This is a genomic window from Embleya sp. NPDC127516 (assembly GCF_044765325.1).
Lineage (GTDB): Bacteria > Actinomycetota > Actinomycetes > Streptomycetales > Streptomycetaceae > Embleya.
Genome location: NZ_JBIWJT010000005.1, coordinates 189,344 through 209,675, shown reverse-complemented (window position 1 = coordinate 209,675; position 20,332 = coordinate 189,344). Strand labels below are relative to the sequence as shown.

Annotated in this window: 20 protein-coding genes; 17 read left to right on the top strand and 3 right to left on the bottom strand. The window is 72.6% G+C overall.

Annotated features, from left to right (window positions below; translation table 11 throughout):
- Positions 1–17: 17 nt before the first annotated feature.
- Entirely contained in the window at positions 18–1,508 is a 1,491-nt protein-coding gene (locus ACIRL2_RS11605) for an oxidoreductase (protein ID WP_402231733.1), read from the bottom strand.
- Positions 1,509–1,614: 106 nt separating this feature from the next.
- On the opposite strand from ACIRL2_RS11605, the gene hisD reads away from it, so the two are divergent.
- From hisD to ACIRL2_RS11545, 12 genes are all read left to right on the top strand, one after another.
- Complete coding sequence (gene hisD, locus ACIRL2_RS11600; RefSeq protein ID WP_402231731.1) at positions 1,615–2,970, top strand: histidinol dehydrogenase; 1,356 nt, start codon at positions 1,615–1,617, stop codon at positions 2,968–2,970.
- A complete protein-coding gene (locus ACIRL2_RS11595; protein WP_395862471.1) occupies positions 2,967–4,064 on the top strand; it encodes a histidinol-phosphate transaminase in 1,098 nt (365 codons plus the stop codon). The genes hisD and ACIRL2_RS11595 overlap by 4 nt, the downstream gene beginning before the upstream one ends.
- A gap of 21 nt (positions 4,065–4,085) precedes the next feature.
- Positions 4,086–4,682 carry an imidazoleglycerol-phosphate dehydratase HisB gene (hisB, locus tag ACIRL2_RS11590; protein WP_395862473.1) on the top strand — a complete coding sequence of 199 codons (597 nt, stop codon included), beginning with the start codon at positions 4,086–4,088 and terminating at the stop codon, positions 4,680–4,682.
- On the top strand, positions 4,679–4,834 hold the full coding sequence (locus ACIRL2_RS11585) for a hypothetical protein (RefSeq protein ID WP_170222315.1): 156 nt from the start codon (positions 4,679–4,681) through the stop codon (positions 4,832–4,834). Before hisB ends, ACIRL2_RS11585 begins: the two co-directional genes overlap by 4 nt.
- Positions 4,835–4,838: 4 nt before the next feature.
- Positions 4,839–5,477, top strand: coding sequence for an imidazole glycerol phosphate synthase subunit HisH (gene hisH / locus ACIRL2_RS11580; protein WP_395862475.1), 639 nt, complete (start codon positions 4,839–4,841; stop codon positions 5,475–5,477).
- Positions 5,478–5,567: 90 nt separating this feature from the next.
- A complete protein-coding gene (priA, locus tag ACIRL2_RS11575) occupies positions 5,568–6,302 on the top strand; it encodes a bifunctional 1-(5-phosphoribosyl)-5-((5-phosphoribosylamino)methylideneamino)imidazole-4-carboxamide isomerase/phosphoribosylanthranilate isomerase PriA (RefSeq protein ID WP_395862477.1) in 735 nt (244 codons plus the stop codon).
- Positions 6,299–6,727: a RidA family protein gene (locus ACIRL2_RS11570; RefSeq protein WP_395862479.1), complete on the top strand. Its 429-nt coding sequence runs from the start codon at positions 6,299–6,301 to the stop codon at positions 6,725–6,727. The genes priA and ACIRL2_RS11570 overlap by 4 nt, the downstream gene beginning before the upstream one ends.
- Positions 6,724–7,485, top strand: coding sequence for an imidazole glycerol phosphate synthase subunit HisF (hisF, locus tag ACIRL2_RS11565; protein ID WP_395862481.1), 762 nt, complete (start codon positions 6,724–6,726; stop codon positions 7,483–7,485). Before ACIRL2_RS11570 ends, hisF begins: the two co-directional genes overlap by 4 nt.
- A 119-nt stretch (positions 7,486–7,604) precedes the next feature.
- Positions 7,605–8,171 (top strand): helix-turn-helix domain-containing protein, encoded by a 567-nt coding sequence (locus tag ACIRL2_RS11560; RefSeq protein WP_395862483.1) that lies wholly within the window; start codon positions 7,605–7,607, stop codon positions 8,169–8,171.
- Positions 8,172–8,269: 98 nt separating this feature from the next.
- Positions 8,270–9,496 carry an MFS transporter gene (locus ACIRL2_RS11555; RefSeq protein ID WP_402231727.1) on the top strand — a complete coding sequence of 409 codons (1,227 nt, stop codon included), beginning with the start codon at positions 8,270–8,272 and terminating at the stop codon, positions 9,494–9,496.
- A 142-nt stretch (positions 9,497–9,638) separates the two neighbouring features.
- Complete coding sequence (locus tag ACIRL2_RS11550; RefSeq protein WP_395862486.1) at positions 9,639–10,493, top strand: septum formation family protein; 855 nt, start codon at positions 9,639–9,641, stop codon at positions 10,491–10,493.
- 36 nt (positions 10,494–10,529) lie between these two features.
- Positions 10,530–11,384 carry a septum formation family protein gene (locus ACIRL2_RS11545; protein WP_395862488.1) on the top strand — a complete coding sequence of 285 codons (855 nt, stop codon included), beginning with the start codon at positions 10,530–10,532 and terminating at the stop codon, positions 11,382–11,384.
- A gap of 93 nt (positions 11,385–11,477) precedes the next feature.
- On the opposite strand, the gene ACIRL2_RS11540 is transcribed toward ACIRL2_RS11545, so the two are convergent.
- Together ACIRL2_RS11540 and ACIRL2_RS11535 are read right to left on the bottom strand one after the other, a co-directional pair.
- Positions 11,478–13,328 carry an ABC transporter ATP-binding protein gene (locus ACIRL2_RS11540; protein ID WP_395862490.1) on the bottom strand — a complete coding sequence of 617 codons (1,851 nt, stop codon included), beginning with the start codon at positions 13,326–13,328 and terminating at the stop codon, positions 11,478–11,480.
- Entirely contained in the window at positions 13,325–15,142 is a 1,818-nt protein-coding gene (locus ACIRL2_RS11535; RefSeq protein WP_402231724.1) for an ABC transporter ATP-binding protein, read from the bottom strand. The genes ACIRL2_RS11540 and ACIRL2_RS11535 overlap by 4 nt, the downstream gene beginning before the upstream one ends.
- Positions 15,143–15,435: 293 nt before the next feature.
- On the opposite strand from ACIRL2_RS11535, the gene ACIRL2_RS11530 reads away from it, so the two are divergent.
- From ACIRL2_RS11530 to ACIRL2_RS11510, 5 genes are all read left to right on the top strand, one after another.
- The gene (locus ACIRL2_RS11530; RefSeq protein WP_402231722.1) at positions 15,436–16,593 is read left to right on the top strand and encodes an alpha/beta hydrolase; all 1,158 of its coding nucleotides are present in this window, start codon (positions 15,436–15,438) and stop codon (positions 16,591–16,593) included.
- Between the two features lie 111 nt (positions 16,594–16,704).
- Positions 16,705–17,355: a TIGR03085 family metal-binding protein gene (locus ACIRL2_RS11525; protein WP_402231720.1), complete on the top strand. Its 651-nt coding sequence runs from the start codon at positions 16,705–16,707 to the stop codon at positions 17,353–17,355.
- 43 nt (positions 17,356–17,398) lie between these two features.
- On the top strand, positions 17,399–17,776 hold the full coding sequence (gene hisI, locus ACIRL2_RS11520; RefSeq protein WP_355537328.1) for a phosphoribosyl-AMP cyclohydrolase: 378 nt from the start codon (positions 17,399–17,401) through the stop codon (positions 17,774–17,776).
- A gap of 70 nt (positions 17,777–17,846) precedes the next feature.
- A complete protein-coding gene (locus ACIRL2_RS11515) occupies positions 17,847–19,391 on the top strand; it encodes an anthranilate synthase component I (RefSeq protein WP_395862497.1) in 1,545 nt (514 codons plus the stop codon).
- Positions 19,392–19,539: 148 nt separating this feature from the next.
- Positions 19,540–20,244, top strand: a complete 705-nt coding sequence (locus tag ACIRL2_RS11510) for a TIGR02234 family membrane protein (protein WP_402231719.1) — start codon at positions 19,540–19,542, stop codon at positions 20,242–20,244.
- Positions 20,245–20,332: the final 88 nt, after the last annotated feature.

The following is a 20,332-nucleotide window of genomic DNA, read 5'->3' as shown; positions in this document are numbered from 1 at the left end:
CGCGTCGATCATTGATCTCAGGCGCGATTGAGCACCCGTGTGGCGCCCGCCGCGGCGGCCCCGGCGAGCACCCAGCCGAGCAGGATGAGCGTGTACGCGAGCCACTGCCCGGCGCCGGTCGGCTTCCACGCGGCGTCCTGGCCCAGGGTGACCACCGGCAGGAGCAGGTCCAGGGTGTACCAGAACGGGTTCCAGTGCGGCGCCTCGCCGGGCTTGAGCGGCGCGGGCGGGTCGGCCGCGAAGACCGCCGTACCGACCGCGATCAGCGCGATCAACCAGCCGAAGGCGCGCGCGGGCCGGTAGCCGTAACCGATCGCGACGTCCTGCACGTGGCCCCACAACCGGCCCGCCGGGCCCAGTCCGGCGCGCCGCCGGCGCTGCTTGGCCAGCAGCACGGTCCGCGCCACCTCGTCCTCGCCCGCCGCCCGGTACACGCCGGCGAGCTGGTCGTACGGCTGCGGGGTGTACTCCGGAGTGCCGCGCTCGACCCAGTCCACCCGCTGTTCCACGCTCATCGGCTGTTCGGCGCGCAGCACCGAGTACCGCGTCCCGGACAGGTCCAGGTCCCCGGGCGCCGGCCAGGTGTTCGGCGCGTCGGTCAGCGTGCCGAAGGTCGCGTTGGCCAGCACGATCCGCCCGCGCGGCGGTTGCGCGAGGGCCATGTGCAGGCCCTCCGCAGCCACCCGCCACATGGTCAACAGTTCGTCCGGCTCGGCGCACACCACCGCCCGACTGAGCACGATGCCGCCACCCAGGCGCGCGTCGTTCATCCGGATCGAACCGCGCACCGCGAACCCCACGCTCAGGTGCAGCGAGTGCTCCACCCTGATCCGCCCGAGATCCATCGCCAACTCGCCCGGGCGGTCGACGGTCGAGCCGTACAGCGTCACCCGGCCCCCGAAGCGACCGCCGTACAGACTCACCTGACCGGTGAAGACCGTGTTGTCCATCGACGTGTCCGCGCCGACCTGGAGGCCGTTGCCGTGCAGCGCGCCGCCGTGCCGATCCGGCCCGATCACGCAGTCGTCGATCCGCAGGTCGTTGTCCACCCGCGCGTCCAGTATCCGCAGGCCGCCCGCCACCTCGCAGGAGCGCAGCGACAGGTCGCCGTCCACTCGCATGTTGCGCCCCGACAGCGCGGCGAGCACGCAGTTGCGCAGGATGATCGTGCGGGTCGAGGCGACGTTCAGCACGATCTCGTCCTCGATCCGGCAGTCGATCAAGGAGACGTACACGTCCAGGCGCGCGCCGCCCAATTCCAGCGCGCCCACGATCCGGGCCCCGCTCAGCCGCAGCGCCGCGGTGTGGCCGGGCTCGGCGTCCGGCGGCTGGAGCAGCAACCGGGCCAGCACCCGGGCCCGGACGGTGCGGTCCGCGCCCCACGCCGCGCCGGCGCGCGGGTCGTCGTCGGCCGGTACACCCGTGCTCAGATCCAGCCGCTCGCCGCGCCGGTACGCCTCCCATACGCGCGCCTCGATCGCGGTCAGATGTCCTGGCGGTGTGCTCATCCGTGGTCCCCCGACACTGGAAGGCTGCTGAGTGCCCCATGATCGCGTGTCTCACTGTCCGACACGCGAGGACGTTCGATTCGGCACCGTCTCTACACTGGGGCAGGTGATCTCCCGTATCGACCTGCGCGGTCCCGCCTCGCGGGCTGTCCTGGACAGCCCCGCCGCACTGCGCGACGTGTTGCCCCGAGCCGAACTCGACGTCGAGGCGGCCCTGGAGAAGGTGCGCCCGATCTGCGAGGACGTGCGTCATCGCGGCGTCGAGGCGCTGGTGGAGATCACCGAGCGTTTCGACGGTGTGCGGCTGAGCGACATCCGGGTGCCCGCCGAGGCGATCGCCTCGGCGCTGGACACGCTCGCGCCCAAGGTGCGAGCGGCCCTGGAGGAGTCCATCCACCGGGCCCGGATCGTGCACCGCGAACAGCGCCAGCGGGACGTCACCGTGCAGGTGGTGCCCGGTGGCACGGTCACCGAGCGGTGGGTCCCGGTCGAGCGGGTCGGGCTGTACGTACCGGGCGGCAACGCCGTCTACCCGTCGTCGGTGATCATGAACGTGGTCCCCGCACAGGAGGCCGGCGTTGCCTCGATGGCGGTCTCCTCGCCGCCGCAGGCCGACTTCGGCGGCCTGCCGCACCCCACCATCCTGGCCGCGTGCGCGCTGCTCGGGGTGGACGAGGTGTACGCGGTCGGCGGCGCCCAAGCGGTGGCGATGTTCGCCTACGGCGCGGGCTCGTGCGCCCCGGTGCGCCTGGTCACCGGTCCCGGCAACATCTACGTCGCCGCCGCCAAGCGGCTGCTCAAGGGCCGGATCGGGATCGACGCGGAGGCCGGTCCGACCGAGATCGCCGTGCTCGCCGACGACACGGCGGACGCCGGGCACGTCGCGGCGGACCTGATCAGCCAGGCCGAGCACGACACGCTGGCCGCGTCGATCCTGGTCACCGACTCCGCGTCGCTGGCCGACGCGGTGGTCGAGGAGCTCAAGGTACGGGTGGACGCCACCAGGCACCGCGAGCGGGTCATCGAGGCGCTGGCCGGCCGCCAGTCCGGCATCGTGCTGGTCGACTCGGTGGACGACGGCCTGCGGGTGGTGGACGCGTACGGCGCCGAGCACCTGGAGATCCAGACCGCGCACGCGGCCGACGTCGCGGCCCGGGTGCACAACGCGGGGGCGATCTTCGTCGGCGCGTTCGCGCCGGTCTCGCTCGGCGACTACTGCGCCGGGTCCAACCACGTGCTGCCCACCGGTGGCTGCGCGTGCCACTCCTCGGGCCTGTCGGTGCAGTCCTTCCTGCGCGGCATCCACGTCGTGGACTACTCGCGCGCGGCGCTGGCCGACGTCGCCGAGCACGTGAGCGTGCTCGCCGACGCGGAGGACCTGCCCGCGCACGGCGCGGCGGTGCGGGCCCGGTTCGCGGCCGGCGAGGTGGCCGGTCTCGCGGCGTGGGAGGAGGGCCGGTGACCGACCTGGACAGCCTGCCGATCCGCGACGAACTGCGCGGTCAGTCGCCGTACGGTGCCCCGCAGTTGGACGTCCCGGTCCGGCTCAACACGAACGAGAACCCGTATCCGCTGCCGGACGCGCTGGTGGCCCGGATCGCCGAGCGGGTCGCGGTCGCCGCGCGCGACCTGAACCGCTACCCGGATCGGGACGCGGTCGAGCTGCGCACCGCGCTCGCGTCCTACCTGACCCGGACCGGCGGCCACCCGCTGAGCCCTGCCCAGGTGTGGGCGGCGAACGGCTCCAACGAGGTGCTCCAACAACTGCTCCAGGCCTTCGGCGGCCCCGGGCGCACCGCGCTGGGCTTCGACCCGTCCTACTCGATGCACGCGCTGATCGCGCGCGGCACCGGCACCGGGTGGATCTCCGGCTCGCGTGACGCGGACTACCGGATCGACCCGGAACACGCGCCGGCGCAGATCGCCGAACACCGCCCGAACGTGGTGTTCCTGTGTTCGCCGAACAACCCGACCGGCACCGCGCTGGCCGGCGAGGTGGTCGAGAAGGTGTACGACGCCGCGCAGGCCGCGCGGCCCTCGCTGGTGATCGTGGACGAGGCGTACGTCGAATTCGCGCACACCGAGTCGCTGCTGCCGCTGTTGGCGGGCCGGCCGCACCTGGTGGTGACCCGGACCATGTCCAAGGCGTTCGGCGCGGCCGGCCTGCGCCTGGGCTACCTCGCGGCGGACGCCGCCGTGGTCGACGCGGTCCAGCTCGTCCGGCTGCCGTACCACCTCTCGGCGGTCAACCAGGCCACCGCGCTGGCCTGCCTGGAGTTCGAGGACACGCTGCTGGGCTACGTCCGCGAACTCAAGGAGCAGCGCGACCGGCTGGTCGTCGAACTGCGCGCGCTGGGCTGCGAGGTGACCGCCTCGGACGCCAACTTCGTTCAGTTCGGCCGATTCGAGGACCCGCACGCGGTCTGGGCGCGGATCCTCGAACACGGGGTCCTGGTTCGCGACAACGGGGTCCCCGGCATGCTGCGCGTGAGCGCCGGCACGGACGCCGAGAACACGGCCTTCCTGGATGCGATGCGCCGCGTCCTGAAGGACTGAGAGAAAGTCGGAATCACCGCCATGGCAAGAATCGGTCGCGTCGAACGCGCCACCAAGGAAACCTCCGTCGAGGTCGAAATCGATCTGGACGGCTCGGGGAAGGTCGACGTCGCGACCGGCGTCGGCTTCTTCGACCACATGCTCGATCAGCTCGGCAAGCACGGCCTGTTCGACCTGACCGTCAAGACCCGCGGCGACCTGCACATCGACGCGCACCACACGATCGAGGACACCGCGCTCGCGCTCGGCGCCGCGTTCCGCCAGGCGCTCGGCGACAAGAAGGGCATCCGCCGGTTCGCCGACGCGTCGGTGCCGCTGGACGAGGCGCTCGCGCAGGTCACCGTGGACCTCTCCGGCCGGCCGTACCTGGTGCACTCGGAGCCGGAGAACATCGCGCCGATGATCGGCCCGGACTACGACACCACGCTGACCCGGCACATCCTGGAGTCGTTCGTCGCCCAGGCGCAGATCTGCCTGCATGTGCACGTGCCGTACGGGCGCAACGCGCACCACATCGTCGAGGCGCAGTTCAAGGCGCTGGCCAGGGCGCTGTCCGACGCGTGCGTGCTCGACCCGCGCCGGGCCGGCGTGATCCCCTCCACCAAGGGCGCGCTGTGAGCACCGGCGCGATGGTCCTGATCGTCTTCGGGCTGTTCCTGGTCGGCGGATGCATCTCGTTCGTCAAGCAGGGCCTGCCCAAGAGTGTGATCGCCCTGCTCGCCGTCGGCGCGTTCTTCTCGATCGCGGCCGGCGTCCTGAAGATCGGATAGCCGCGTGCCCAAGAAGGTCATCGTCCTGGACTACGGCTTCGGGAACGTGCGTTCGGCCGAGCGGGCGCTCGCGCACGCGGGCGCCGACGTGGAGATCAGCGCCGACCACAAGGCGGCGCTGAACGCCGACGGACTGCTCGTGCCCGGCGTGGGCGCGTTCGCCGCGTGCATGCAGGGCCTCAAGTCGGTCCGCGGGGACACCATCGTGGACAAGCGACTCGCCGGCGGCCGGCCGGTGCTGGGCATCTGCGTCGGGATGCAGATCCTGTTCGCGCGCGGCGTCGAGCACGGCGTGGCCACCGAGGGCTGCGCGCAGTGGCCCGGCACGGTCGAGCGCCTCGCCGCCCCGGTGGTGCCGCACATGGGCTGGAACACCGTCGAGGCACCCGCGGACAGCGTGCTCTTCCGCGATGTCACGCCGGACACGCGGTACTACTTCGTGCACTCCTACGCGGTGCGCACGTGGGAGATGCCGGTGGTCCAGGACGGCCCGCACATCCCGCCGGACGTCACCTGGAGCACGCACGGCACGCCGTTCGTGGCCGCCGTCGAGAACGGCGCGCTCAGCGCCACCCAGTTCCACCCGGAGAAGTCCGGCGAGGCCGGCGCGCAACTGCTGCGCAACTGGCTCGCGACCCTGTAGGCCCGCTCTTTCGCAAGTCCCCGCCGTGCCGTGTTCGCGCCGCGCCCTTGAACGCATCGTCCGTACGAACTGTTGAGGATCCCCACCGTCATGACCCAGACCCACCGCCTCGAACTGCTGCCCGCCGTCGACGTCGCCGACGGCCAGGCCGTCCGCCTGGTCAAGGGCGAGGCCGGGTCGGAGACCTCCTACGGTGACCCGTTGACCGCCGCCCTGGCCTGGCAGAGCGCCGGCGCCGAGTGGATCCACCTGGTCGACCTGGACGCCGCGTTCGGCAAGGGCAGCAACCGCGAGCTGCTCGCCGACGTGGTCGGCCGGCTCGACGTCCAGGTCGAGCTGTCCGGCGGCATCCGCGACGACGCGTCGCTGGAGGCGGCGCTGTCCACCGGCTGCCGGCGGGTCAACCTGGGCACCGCCGCGCTGGAGACGCCGGACTGGGTGCGCTCGGCGATCGCCCGGCACGGGGACCGGATCGCGGTCGGCCTGGACGTGCGCGGCACCACGCTGGCCGGGCGCGGCTGGACTCGCGAGGGCGGCGAGCTGTTCGAGACGCTGGCCCGCCTGGACGCGGACGGCTGCGCGCGCTACGTGGTCACCGACGTGAACAAGGACGGCACCCTGACCGGCCCGAACCTGCAACTCCTCAAGGACGTGTGCGCGGCCACGGACCGCCCGGTGGTGGCCTCGGGCGGGGTGTCCTCGTTGGCGGATCTGCGCGCCATCGCCGAACTGGTGCCGCTGGGTGTGGAAGGCTCGATCGTCGGCAAGGCGCTGTACGCCCAGGCGTTCACCCTCGAAGAGGCGTTGGAGGCGGTGTCCCGGTGACGGGCAGTGACAATTTGGGCAGTGACAACTCGGGCAATATCGAGCGGTATTCGTCCGGCGGGCGGTGGGAGGAGACCTTCGGGTACTCGCGCGCCGTCGCGGTCGGCGACTACGTGCACGTGTCGGGCTGCACCGCGGTCGTCGAGGGCAACCTCGCGCACGAGGGCGACCCGCACCACCAGACGCTCGCGGCGTTCGCGATCGCGCTGGACGCGCTGGCGCACTTCGGGCTCGGCGCCGCGGACGTGGTGCGCACCCGGATGTTCATCACCCACGCCCGCGACTCGGACGACGTGGGCCGCGCGCACGGCGAGCTGTTCGGCGAGACCCGGCCCGCCGCGACAATGGTCGTGGTGGCCGGGCTGATCGACTCGCGGATGCTGGTCGAGGTCGAGGTGGACGCGTACCGGGGGAGGGCCTCGTGACGTTGGCCGTACGGGTGATTCCGTGTCTGGACGTGGACGCCGGCCGGGTGGTCAAGGGCGTCAATTTCCAAAACCTGCGGGACGCGGGCGACCCGGTCGAGATGGCCCGGGTGTACGACGCCGAGGGCGCGGACGAACTGGTCTTCCTCGACATCACCGCGTCCTCGGGCAACCGGGAGACCACGTACGACGTGGTCCGGCGCACCGCCGAGCAGGTGTTCATCCCGCTCACCGTCGGCGGCGGGGTGCGCGCGGTCGAGGACGTGGACAAGCTGCTGCGGGCGGGCGCGGACAAGGTGGGCGTGAACACCGCGGCCATCCAACGGCCCGAGCTGATCGCCGAGATCGCAGACCGGTTCGGTTCGCAGGTGTTGGTGCTCTCGGTGGACGCGCGGCGGCGCCGGGACGGTGCGCCGGGCTTCGAGGTGACCACGCACGGCGGGCGCACCGGCACCGGCATCGACGCGGTGGGGTGGGCCGCGAAGGCGGCCGAGCTCGGCGCGGGCGAGATCCTGCTCAACTCGATGGACGCGGACGGCACCAAGGACGGCTACGACCTGGAGCTGACCCGACTGGTCCGGGCCGAAGTGGGCATCCCGGTGATCGCCTCCGGCGGCGCGGGCGCGTTGGAGCACTTCGCGCCGGCCGTGGACGCGGGCGCGGACGCGGTGCTCGCGGCGAGCGTGTTCCACTTCGGCCTGTTGCGGATCCCGCAGGTCAAGGACGTGCTGCGGGCGACGGGCCACTCGGTGCGCTGAGCACGCGCGGGCCACGAGGAGCCGACCGCACCCGCGGTCGGCTTTTTCGTGACCGAATGCGAAGGGATTCTTTCGAAAGATTCATTGCGAAAAGATTCCTTCGGATCTACGGTGGGCTCATGAGCGAGCAGCCGCCGGCGCGCCGGATGATCAAGGACGTACAGACCCTCAAGGTGTTCACCCACCCGCTGCGGATCAGCCTGCTGCGGATGTTGCACGCCGGCGGTCCGGCCACCGCGTCGATGCTGGCCAAGCGGGTGGACGCGACGCCGGCGCTGGTCAGCTACCACGTGCGCACGCTGGCCGGCCACGGCTTCGTGGTCGAGGACCCCGAGCACGCCGAGGACGGGCGCGAGCGCTGGTGGAAGGTGGTCGAGGACCTCACCTTCTCGTTCGGCGACTTCGCCGAGGACCGGGTCGGCCGGGACCTGTCCGCGAGCATCGCGCGGGTGCTGGGCTCGCAGTCCGAGGACCGCTACCGGCGCTTCCTGGACGAGATGCAGGTGTGGGGGGCGGAGTGGGCCGGCGCGGCCTTCAGCGGCGCCCCCACGCTCCGGCTGACCGCCGCCGAACTGCGCGAACTCGCGGGTGCCATCCAGGACCTCGTGGACGGCTACCGCGACCGCGAGACACCCGGCGCGGAACACGTGGAGATCTACTACCGCGGCTTCCCCTACCGGCTGTGATCCGCGGACGGGGCGGGAGCCCCTGGACGCCGCCCGCCACGCGCCGTCGGCGCCGCACAGACCGCACGCACCGCACACACACGGGAACGGGGACGAGCATGGCCATCACCGGGACCGCCGGCGCGACACCGCGGCTCGCCCATCGCGACCCGCGCGTACTGGCCTGGCTCGGCGCCTACACCGCGTCGCTGATCGGCGATCAGATCTGGTTCCTGGCGCTGTCCTGGACGGCGGTGCGCAGCGGCGACGCGACGCAGACCGGGTGGGTGCTGGCCGCCGGATCGCTGCCCCGAGCCCTGCTGATGTTGCCCGGCGGGGCGATCGCGGATCGGTACGGACCGCGCCGGGTGGTCCTCGGCAGCGACCTGGTGCGCTGCGCGGTGATGCTGGTTGCCGCGCTCGCGGTGCTCGCGCGCAGCCCCGGGATCGGGCTGCTGGTGCTGATCGCGCTGCTGTTCGGCGCGGTGGACGCGTTGTTCATGCCCGCCGTGGGCGCGTTGCCGGCGCGGTTGACCACGCGTACGCAACTGGTCCGGGTGCAGGGCATGCGCTCGTTGTCCCAGCGGGTGGCCACCGTGGTGTCCGCGCCGATCGGCGGCGCGGCGCTGGCGATGGGCGGCGCGACGGCGGCCTTCACACTGAACGCGGCGCTGTTCGCGCTCTCCCTCGCACTGCTGTGGCGGCTTCGTCCGGGACCCGCGCCCGAGGCGGAACCGGGGCAGGAGGAGCCGGAGTTGGGCCTGCGTGCGGGCCTGCGGTACGTGGTCCGGCATCGGGTGCTGGGGCCGCTGCTGGCGGTCACCGCGCTGATGGAGTTGGGCTTCACCATCCCGATGAACATCGGCATCGTGCTGCTTGCCGACGACGCGGGCTGGGGGCCGGGCGGGATGGGCGTGGTGCTGGGCGCGTGGGGGATCGGCGCGGCGATCGGCGCGCTGGCACTGACCGTCGCGGGCCGGGTGCCGCGCCCGGCGCTCGTGTTGCCGGTGGGGATGGTCGTGATGGCCGCGAGTCTGGTCGGCCTGGGCTACGCGCCCGGCCTGGGAGCGGGCGTGGCGTGCGCGGTGGCGCTGGGTGTGGGCACCGGCGTGGTCGGCGGTGCCGGGAGCGCCCTGGTGCAGACCACGTGCGCGCCCGGCGCGCTGGGTCGGGTGACCGCGCTCCAGATGTTGTTCGGGGTCGGTCTGATCCCGCTGCTGTACCCCGTCGGCGGCATGCTCGCGTCGGCCCACGGCCCCTCGGTCGTGTTCGCCGCCGGTGGCGGCGCGATGCTCCTGGGGGTGCTCCTGGCGCTCGTGAGCGGAGCGTTTCGCCGCCGACCGTGAGGCGCCGCCGGCGCGGACTCCGGCCGGCAGACGCGAAATCGGGTCACGGAAGGATTCCGGTCCCACAACGATCATCTGACCCGGAGTCAAGTAGTTGGGCCCGGCCGAGCGGTGGGTTCACCCGATCGGGCAGGCTAGGCACATGACGATGCCGCCATCACCCGGACAGGGGGGCTACCCCGGCTACGGGCAGCAACCCGGCCAGGGTTATCCGAGCAACCAGCCGTACCCCGGGCAGCAGTACCCACAGGGTGGGCAGCAGTATCCGCCTCCGCAAAACCCGTACGGCGGCGCGCCGCAGTACCCGGGGGCCGGCGGCGGACCGCAGTACCCCGGAAACTACGGGGGCGGGGGCTACGGCGGCGGCATGCCGCCCGGCCCCAACCAGGGCGGCTCCGGCAAGGGCCCGCTGATCGCCGTGGTGATCGCCGCGATCGTCGTGGTCGGTGGCATCATCGCCACGCTGGTCGTGGTGCTGGGCGGGGACGACAAGAAGGACGACAAGGCCGGGCCCACGAACAGCGCGACCACCTCGTCCAGTTCCAAGCCGACGAGCAGCACGAGCGCGCCGAGCACCCCCACCGGCCGCCCGACCACCAGCCGCCCGACCCCGCCGCGGACCACGTCCGGCACGTCCGACCCGGACCTGCCCTCGGAGGTCCGGTACGTGGACCTGTCCAAGGGCGACTGCGTCACCCTGGACGCCACGTCGGGCACCATCGACAAGACGTCCTGCAACAGCACGCACACCGGCGAGGTCTTCCTGACCTACGAGCTCACCGGCAGCACCTACCCGGGTGAGGCGGCGATCACCGACCAGACCGAGTCGAAGTGCACGCCCGCGATGAGCACGGCGCTCAGCGGCCGGTCCGACGCCTCGCAGTTCACCTTCACCTACACCTTCCCCAAGCAGCCGGGGTGGGACATCGGTCGCCGCAAGGTGACCTGCATCGCGAAGTACAAGTCGGGGCAGACACTCACCAAGCCACTGCGCTGACCCGAGCGCCCGGCCCTTGGGGGAGGGATCGACGTGATGAGCACTCCCGGCGGATACCCGGGCGGCAACCACGGTTCCGGCGGCTACGGCGGGGGCGGGTACGGCGGCGGTGCGGGCGGCTATCCCGGCGGCCCCGCGGGGCCGCCGCCCACGAACCCGCCGTCGCCCTACGACGGTCCGACGATCGGCGGCCCGCCCTACGGCGGCGGCCCTCCGTACGGTGGTGGCGGCCCACCGTACGGAGGCGGACCGCCCTACGGCCCGGGCGGTCCCGGCGGCCCCTCCGGCGGGCGGGGCGGCGGGCGCGTGGTGGCGATCGTGGTGGTCGTCGCGCTGGTGATCGCCGGCGGCGTGATCGCCCTGGTGCTGAGCCTGGGCGGGGACGACGACAAGGGCGACAAGGCCGGCCCGGCGGACACCGCGACCGGGCGCACGAGCGCGCCGGCGAGCACTCCGCCGCCCACGGACACCCCCGAGCCGCCGTCGAGCGAGCCGCCGAGTACCCGGGCCGTCACGCCCCAGGCGACCAACTCCAACGGCAGCGTCGCGGTCAAGAAGGTCCCGCTCAGCCCGGGCGACTGCATTTCGTTCGCGGCCGTCGGCACGGACGTGGACAAGGTCGCGTGCACGGCGCCGCACGACGGGCAGCACGTCCGGAACGTCGCGCTGCCGGACGGCACCTGGCCCGGCGACGCGGCGATGGACACCCAGGCGTCCGCGGTGTGCAAGCCGATCGCCGAACCCGTGATCGCCCGCCAACCCGAGGCGGAGCAGCTGACCTGGCTCTACATCTACCCGAAGGAATCGGGCTGGATCAGTGGCGACCGCGAGGTGCAGTGCCTGGTGTCCTACGTGGACGAGACCAAGAAGCTGACGGCGCCCCTGCGATAGGACCGCAGGGGACCGCGAACGGACCCGAGGGCCGGACGGGGCCGCACGGCCCGTCCGACCCTCGGGGGCGACCGGCCCAAGACCGGGCTCGGCTCAGCGCGACGTCTTCTGCTGCGCCGTCCACGAGGCGTGCAGCCGCGAGTAGATCCCGCCGGCCCCGACCAGGCGGGTGTGCGGCCCGCGTTCGACCAGCTTGCCCGCGTCGAACACGAGCACCTCGTCGGCCGATTCGGCGGTGGACATCCGGTGTGCGATGAACACCGCGGTGCGGCCCCGGGTCAGCCCGTCCAGGGCCCGCCCGATCCGTACCTCGGTGGCCGGGTCCACGGCCGACGTCGCCTCGTCCAGGACCAGCAGGTCGGGATCGGCGATGTAGGCCCGCACGAGCGCGACCAGTTGCCGCTCGCCCGCCGACAACGACTCGCCGCGCTGGCCCACGGGGGTGTCCAGGCCCGCGGCCAGCCCGGCCAACCAATCGGCCAACCCCAGGTCGGTGAACGCGGTGCGAATGGCCGCGTCGTCCGCGTCCGGCCGGCCGTAGCGCACGTTCTCGCGCAGCGTGGCGTCGAACAGGAAGCCCTCCTGCGGCACCATCACCACCCGGGCGCGCAGCGACGAGAAGCGCACCCGGGGCAGTTCGACGCCGTCCAGCAGCACCCGACCCTCGTCCGGGTCGACGAGGCGGGTGAGCAGCTTGGCGAACGTGGTCTTGCCGGAGCCGGTCTCGCCGACCACCGCGATCCTCGTCCTGGGCGCGAGCGTGACGTCCACGTCGTGCAGGATCCGCGGCCCGCCCGGGTACCCGTACGAGACGTGGTCGAAGGCGACCTCGACCGGGCCGCGCGGGAGTTCCTCGCCCGCGTCGCCCGGGTCGGCGATGTCCGGCTCCGCGTCCAGCACCTCCAGCACCCGGCGCCAGCCCGCGAGCGCGTTCTGCGCCTCGTTGAGGATCTCCACGCCCATCTGCACCGGGCCCACGAACAGGGTGACCAGGAACAGGAAGGCGACCAGTTCGCCGACGCTGAGCTGCCCGTCGATGCCCAGCCACACACCCACCACCACCACGAGGCCGTTGGCCAGGCCGACCACGAACTCGCCCATCGGGAAGGTCAACGCGACGAACAACTGGGCGCGGGTCTGCGCGTCCCGGTGCGCGTCCACCGACGCGTCGATCCGACGCGCGGTGCGGTCCTCGATGCCGTGCGCGCGCACGATCGCGGCGCCCACCACCGGCTCCGCGATCGCGCCGAGCATCCGGCCCATGGCCACCCGCACGTGCGAGTAGGCGGCGGCGATGCGCTTTTGCACCGCGCGCATGAAGAAGTACAGCGGCGCGAAGCACACCCACACGAGCAGCGTGAGCTGCCACGAGTAGACGAACATCAGCACCGTCACCAGCGCGATCTGCCCGACGCTGACGATCAGCAGCAGACCGCCGAACTGGATGAAGCGGCTGATCGTGTCCACGTCGCCGGTCACCCGCGAGACCAGCGAGCCGCGCTTCTCGGACTGCTGGTGCAGCGTGGACAGGTCGTGGATGTGCCGGAAGGCGGCCACCCGCAGGGTGGACAACCCGCGCTCGCTGGTGCGGTACAGGCGCACGTTCATCGCGTACGCGGACACCGCGGTGACCACCACCGCCAGCGCCGCGAGCGCGGCCATCGTGCGCACCACGGTCAGGTCCGGGCCGGCGTCGGCGCGCAGGCCCCGGTCGATGGTCTGCTGGACGGCCAGCGGCACCACGATCCGGCCGGCCGTGCCCACCACGGCCAGCAACAGCGTGACGATCCAGCCCTCGGTGAACTCCGGGGTCAACCGCAGGCCCCGGCGCAGCACGCTCCATCCGGACTCGGTCGGCCGGGTCGACGCGGGGTCGGCGCCGATCCGCGACGCGGCCTTCGGCTCGGGTTCGGGCGCCTTGGCCGTGACGGTGGCGATACTCATGAAGCCGTGGCCTCCTCGGCCTCGCTGACGTCGATGTCGAGATCCTCGTCCGCGCCCTCGCGCGCGGCGCGCTCGTACGCGTTGACCAGTCGGCGGTAGCCCACCGAGCGGTCCAGCAACTCGTGGTGCGGGCCGCGGTCGAGCACCCGGCCGCCCTCGACGTAGATCACCTCGTCGGCGAGCGCGATGGTGGCCTTGCGGTAGGCCACCACGACCACCGTCGCGGGGCCCGCGTCGCGCAGCCCGTGCAGGATGGCCGCCTCCACCCGCGGGTCCACCGCAGAGGTGGCGTCGTCCAGGACCAACAGGCGCGGGCGCCGCACCAGCGCCCGGGCCAGCGCGATGCGCTGGCGCTGGCCGCCGGAGAGGGTGGTCCCGCGCTCGCCCACCTGGGTGTCCAGGCCCTCGGGCAGCGCGGTGACGAAGTCGGCTTGGGCGATCCGCAGCGCCTCCTGCACCGCCGCGTCGTCCAGGTCCAGGCCCAGGGTGATGTTGTCGCGCACGCTGTCGTCGAACAGGAACGCCTGCTGCGGCACCAGCGCCGCGGTGGCCGCGATCCCGCCACGCCGATAGTCGCGCAGGTCGGTGCCGTCCAGCAGGATCGCGCCGTCGACCGGGTCGACCAGGCGCACCAGGAGCGAGACCAGCGTGGACTTGCCGGACCCGGTCGGGCCGACGACCGCGATGGTGCGCCCGGGCTCGACGTCGAAGGCCACGTCGTGCAGCACGTCGGTGTCGTCGGTGTAGCCGAAGCGCACCGCGCGGGCCTGCAGGCGGGCCGGACCGGCAGAGGCGTCGCCGCCCTCGATCGCCCCGTAGGCGTGCTCGCCCTCGGCCTCCAGCACCCCCTTGACCCGGTCGAAGCCGACCACCGAGCGCGGCATGTCGCCCAGCAGCCAGCCGATCGCCCGGACCGGGAAGGCCAACAGGGTGAACAGGTAGGCCACCTGGACCAGGTCGCCGGGGGCCAGGTCCCCGTGCGAGACCCGGACTGTGCCGACCACCAGCACCAGCAGCACGCCGAAGCTGGGCAGCGCCTCCAGGATCGGGTCGAACAGCGCCCGCACCCGGCCCACCGCGATGTTCGCGTCGGCCAACTCGCGCGACGCGGCGGCGAAGCGGGTGGTCTCCTCGGTCTCGCGGCCCAGCGTCTTGACCACCAACGCGCCGTCGAAGCTCTCGTGCGCGATCTCCGCGACGTCGGCACGCAACTCCTGCGCGCGCATCGCCAGCGGGCCCTGCTTGCGCTGATAGATCACGTTGAGCAGGGCGATCGCCGGGAAGATCACGAAGCCGACCAGCGCGAGCGCCCAGTCGGTGAGCACCATCGAGATCGCCGCGACGAACAACATCACCACCACGCCGGTGGCCATCGGCAGCGGCGCGACCGGATTCCAGGCCGCCTCGACGTCGGCGTTCGCGTTGGACAGCAGCGTCCCGGTGGGGTGGCGGTGGTGCCACGCGAGCGGCAGCCGCAGGTACTGCCGGGTGACCCGACGCCGGTAGGTGGCCTGGAGGCGGTACTGCATCACACCCGCCCACAGGCGGCGCCCGATCACGCCGAACGCCTTGAGCAGCGCGATGCCGAAGACCGCCGCGAACGCGCCGATCAGCGCACCGGCCGTGGTCCGCCCGTCCCGGAACGCGGGAATGATCACCTCGTCGGTGACCCGGCCCAGCACCAGGGCCGAGCCGACCGTCATCACGCCGTACACCGCGCTCGCGCCCACCGCGGCGGCGAAGATCCGCGGTTCCTCGCGGATCGCCACACCGATGACGCGCAGTCCTTGTCGCAGCACGACCTTGTCCGCCACGGGGCTCACTTTCACGGGAATCCGGCCGCCGCGAACGGGGCTCTCGAAGGATGGTTGTCCAATGAAAGTACAAGGCACGTCGGACGGCCCGGATTCCCCGGCGCGGACCTCGGTTCGATCAGGATCGACGCACCCGGCTCGGCTTGGACCGCACCTTTCCCGCATGTCACCCTGTTTCGGGCGTTCCCCGCCGGCCGTGCCGGAGTGTCGCCGGCATCCGCAACCAAACCCCGGGCCGGTCTCGTCTCCACGGGCGTGCCCTGACCATGATCCATAGGACCGAGGACGCCGCTGTGGGCCTGACCAGCCTCAAACTGATAATCCTGCTCGGCGTCGTCGCCTTCGCGGCGGCCGCGGCCGCCGTGTACTTCTGGCCGAAGTTGTCCCGCCAGGGGGTACTGCCGATCCTGGGACGGGTCGGCATCCTGCTGAGCACGCAGGTGCTGCTGATGGCCACCGTCGCGGTGATCGGCAACCGCTACTTCGTCTTCTACACGACCTGGGACGACCTGCTCGGGCACACCGGCAAGCCGGTGGTGAACTTCGGCACCAACGGTCCCGGTGACGTGCCCAAGCTGGTCAAGGAGAACGGGACCGAGACGATAGACGTCCCGCAGGGCAAGAACCCGCAGGCCGCGGGCCAGATCATGCAGGTGGACGTGGCAGGGCGACGCAGCGGGCTGGGCACGGCCGCGCTGGTCTACCTGCCGCCGCAGTACTTCCAGGCCCAGTACAAGGACCGGCGCTTCCCGGTCGTGGTCGTGCTCACCGGCTACCCCGGCAACGAGCGCAACCTGGTCACCCGCCTGGAACTGCCCAAGTTCGCCGCCACCGAGATCGCCGCCGGCCGGGTCCAGCCCACCATCTACGTGATGATGAAACCGAGCGTCGGCGTCGCCCGCGACACCGAGTGCACCGACGTGCCCGGTGGGCCGCAGGTGGGCATGTTCTTCAGCCAGGACCTGCCCGAGGCGATCAGCCAGGCCTACCGGGTCGCCCCCGGACCGCGCGGCTGGGGCATGCTCGGCGACTCCACCGGCGGCTACTGCGCGGCCAAGCTCGCGATGCTGCACTCGGACCGGATCGGCGCGGGCGTCGCGCTGTCCGCCGACTACGGCGCGCCGATGGACGGCGACACCGGCGACCTGTACGGCGGCAGCAAGGCGTACCGCAACCAGCACGACCTGATGTGGCGGCTGAAGAACATGCCGATGCCACCCGTCAGCCTGCTGCTCACCAGCAGCGAGAGCGGTGAGCCGAACCTGGCCGACACCAAGGAGTTCCAGCGACTGGCCAAACCGCCGCTGAAGGTGGACACGCTGCTCCTGCCCACCGGCGGGCACAACTTCAAGACCTGGCAGGCGGTCCTGCCGGACGCGCTGCGCTGGATGAGCACGCAACAGAACACCGACCAACCCAAGGACTCCGCGCCGATCGCCGCGTCGCCGTGACCGCACCGCCGACGGGACGCTCCGACCGCATGCCCCGACCCCACACGTGTGACCGCACACCCGTGACCGCGCCCCCTTGACCGCGCCCGGTGCGGGCCGAAGGATCGGCACATGCCGACTTCCCACGCCCGCACCGAACGTGCCGCGCTCGCCGAACTCCTGCGCGTGCTCGGCCCGGACGCGCCCACCCTGTGCGAGGGTTGGACCACCCGCGACCTCGCGGCGCACCTGGTGATCCGCGAGCGGCGCCCCGACTCCGCGCCGGGCATCATGTTCGAGGCGCTCGCCGGCCACACCGAGAAGGTCCGGCTGCGGCAGGCGGCCAAGCCGTACGAACAGACCGTGCGCCTGGTCGCCGACGGCCCGCCGCGGCTGTCCGTGTTCGGCATCCCCGGTGTGGACGCCGCCGCCAACACGATGGAGTACTTCATCCACCTGGAGGACGTGCGCCGCGCGCAGCCCGGCGGCGCCGAGCCGCGCGAACTGGACCCCGCGCTCACCGAGATCCTGTGGAAGCGGGCCGTCGGCTCCTCGCGGATCGCGCTGCGCGGCGTCCCGGTCGGCGTGGCGCTGCGCCGCACCGACACCGGACCCGACGAACAGCCCAGGACCATCCACAAGGGCACGCCCGTGGTGACCCTGAGCGGACACCCGGGCGAACTGCTCCTGTACCTGTTCGGCCGCAAGGACCGGGCCCGGGTCGAGCTGGACGGCGACCCGGCGGCGATCGACACCCTGCGTACGGCCCGTACCGGCCTGTGAACACCGAACCGGTCGGCCCGCGCGGGTCTGCGACAATGCGCGCATGACCGGTGCCACCCACCCGCCCGCGCGGCCGTCCGACCTCGACCCGACCATCGCCGCACGCCTCAAGCGCGACCCCGACGGCCTGATCGCCGCCGTCGCGCAGGCCGGCGACACGGGCGAGGTGCTGATGGTCGGCTGGATGGACGATGAGGCCCTGCATCGCACGCTGACCACCGGCCGATGCACCTACTGGAGCCGCAGCCGGCAGGAGTACTGGGTCAAGGGCGACACCTCCGGCCACGTGCAGAAGGTGCTCTCGGTCGCGCTCGACTGCGACGGCGACGCCGTGCTGGTGCGGGTCGAGCAGACCGGCGCCGCGTGCCACACCGGCGACCGCACGTGCTTCGACGCGGACGTCCTGCCCGTCTCCGACTGACCGCCGCCGACCCCGGGCCCGCGTGGCCCCGGCTCCGCCCGACCTCGCTGCCCGGGAGATTGCGCACGCCATGACCACCGGAACCGTCACCCCCGACCTCGACACCTTCCGGGCGCTCGCGCGCGACCGGCGGGTCATCCCCGTCACCCGGAGCTTCCTGGCCGACGGCGACACCCCCGTCGGGCTGTACCGCAAACTCGCCGCCGAGCGGCCCGGCACCTTCCTGCTGGAGTCCGCCGAGAACGGCCGCTCGTGGTCCCGCTATTCGTTCGTGGGCGTGCGCAGCGCGGCGGTGCTCACCGAGGCGGCCGGACGGGCCCGCTGGCTGGGCACCCCGCCGGTGGGCGTGCCGGTGGACGGCGATCCGCTGGAGGTACTGCGGGCCACCGTGGCCGCGTTGCACACCCCGCACGGCGTCCCGGGCCTGGAACTGCCACCGCTGACCGGCGGGATGGTCGGCTACCTCGGCTACGACGTGGTGCGCCGGCTGGAACGGCTGCCCGACGCGACCGTGGACGACCTGCGGGTGCCGGAACTGATGATGTTCCTGGCCACCGACCTCGCGGTGCTCGACCACGTGGACGGCAGCGTGTTGCTGATCGCCAACGCGATCAACCACGACAACCGCGAGTCCGGCGTCGACGAGGCCTACCACGCGGCGGTGGCCCGGCTCGACGCGATGACGGCCGACCTGGCCCGGCCGACCGGACTGGCCGCGGCCTCGTTCGAGCGCGCCGCGCCGGCGGAGGCGGTCGGCCCGTGGGGCTCACCCGCCTACCGCAAGGCGGTGGAGGCGGCCAAGGAGGAAATCCGGGCCGGCGAGGCGTTCCAGATCGTGCTGTCCCAGCGCTTCGAGATGCCCACCGAGGCCGGCGCGCTGGACGTGTACCGGATCCTGCGCGCGACCAACCCCAGTCCGTACATGTACCTGTTCCGGCTGCCGGGCCCGGACGGCGGCGCCGAGGGCGGCTTCGACGTGGTCGGCTCCAGCCCCGAGGCGCTGGTCAAGGTCGAGAACGGGCGCGCGATGCTGCACCCGATCGCGGGCACCCGCCCGCGCGGCGCCACCCCCCAGCAGGACGCCGACCTGGCCGAGGAGTTGCTCGCCGACCCGAAGGAACGCGCCGAGCACCTGATGCTGGTCGACCTGGGCCGCAACGACCTGGGCCGGGTCTGCGCACCCGGCACGGTCGAGGTGATCGACTTCATGTCGGTCGAGCGGTACAGCCACGTGATGCACATCGTGTCCACCGTGGTGGGCGAGTTGGCCCCGGAGCGCACCGCGTTGGACGTGTTCGCCGCGTGCTTCCCGGCGGGCACCCTCTCCGGCGCGCCCAAGCCGCGCGCGATGGAGATCATCGAGAACTTCGAGCCGACCCGGCGCGGGCTGTACGGCGGTTGTGTGGGCTACGTCGACTTCGCCGGCGACCTGGACACCGCGATCGCGATCCGCACCGCGCTCATCCGCGACGGTGTGGCGTACGTCCAGGCCGGTGCGGGCGTGGTGGCCGACTCCTCGCCCGAGGCCGAGGACATCGAGTGCCGCAACAAGGCGGCGGCGGTGCTGCGCGCGATCGCCATCGCGGGGACGTTGACGCCGGCGCACGAGGTATAGGGCGGGTCTCGGGACCCGGTAGGAGTTCGTCCTCGAACCGGCCGGGGCTGGTTCTCGGGCCCGGCTCGGGCCTCGTCCGGGATGGCAGGGGGACCGCGCCGACCCGCCCCGGGTCAAGCCGTTCGGCGGCGTGGGTCATGCTGGTGACATGACCGACGCGAGGACCGAGGCCGGCGCAGCGCGCAGTGGCACCGAGACGGACGACCGAGCGATCGCGGAGCCCGCGACCGCGGCCGGCGCGGGCGATACGGCGGACGCGGCGGCGTCGCGGGAGCGCAGGGCGGCCCGCCGGGAGTTGACCGTCGCGGTGCTGCTGGCCCTGGTCGGCGCGGCCGTGGTGCTCTCGGCGGCGGGGCGTACGTGGGCCGAGGGCACCGCGCCGGTGCACGGCTCGCGGATCGCGGTGCACGCGAGCGGCAATACGATCAACAAGGCCGGCTCCGCGCTCGCGCTGCTCGGCCTGGCCGGCGGCCTCGCGGTGCTCGCCACCCGCACGATCGGGCGAACCGTCATCGGCGTGCTGGTGACGCTGGCCGGGCTCGGGGTCACGGTGTTGGCCGTGCAAGGTGCCGGCGACACCTCGGCGGTGAACTCCGAGGCGGCGGGCAAGGCGGCCGTCGAGGGGGTTCGCGCGGTGGACGTCAGCCACACGATCTGGCCGTGGTTCGCGGCCGTGGGCGGTGCGCTGATCCTGCTGGCCGGTCTGTTCGTGGTGCTTCGGGGCCGGCGCTGGCCCGGGATGTCCAACCGCTACGAGGCCCCCGCCGGCAAGGCGGCCGCCGTCAAGCGCGGCCCGGTCCGCAACGCCGATCTGTGGAACGCGCTCGACCGCGGCGAGGACCCCACGCGCTGAGCACTGCTCTCGACGGGTGACAATAAGACTCGCGCGGTTGTGATCGCGGCGCCCAGGACGGTGTCGCGGCAGCCGCGCACAAGCGTGT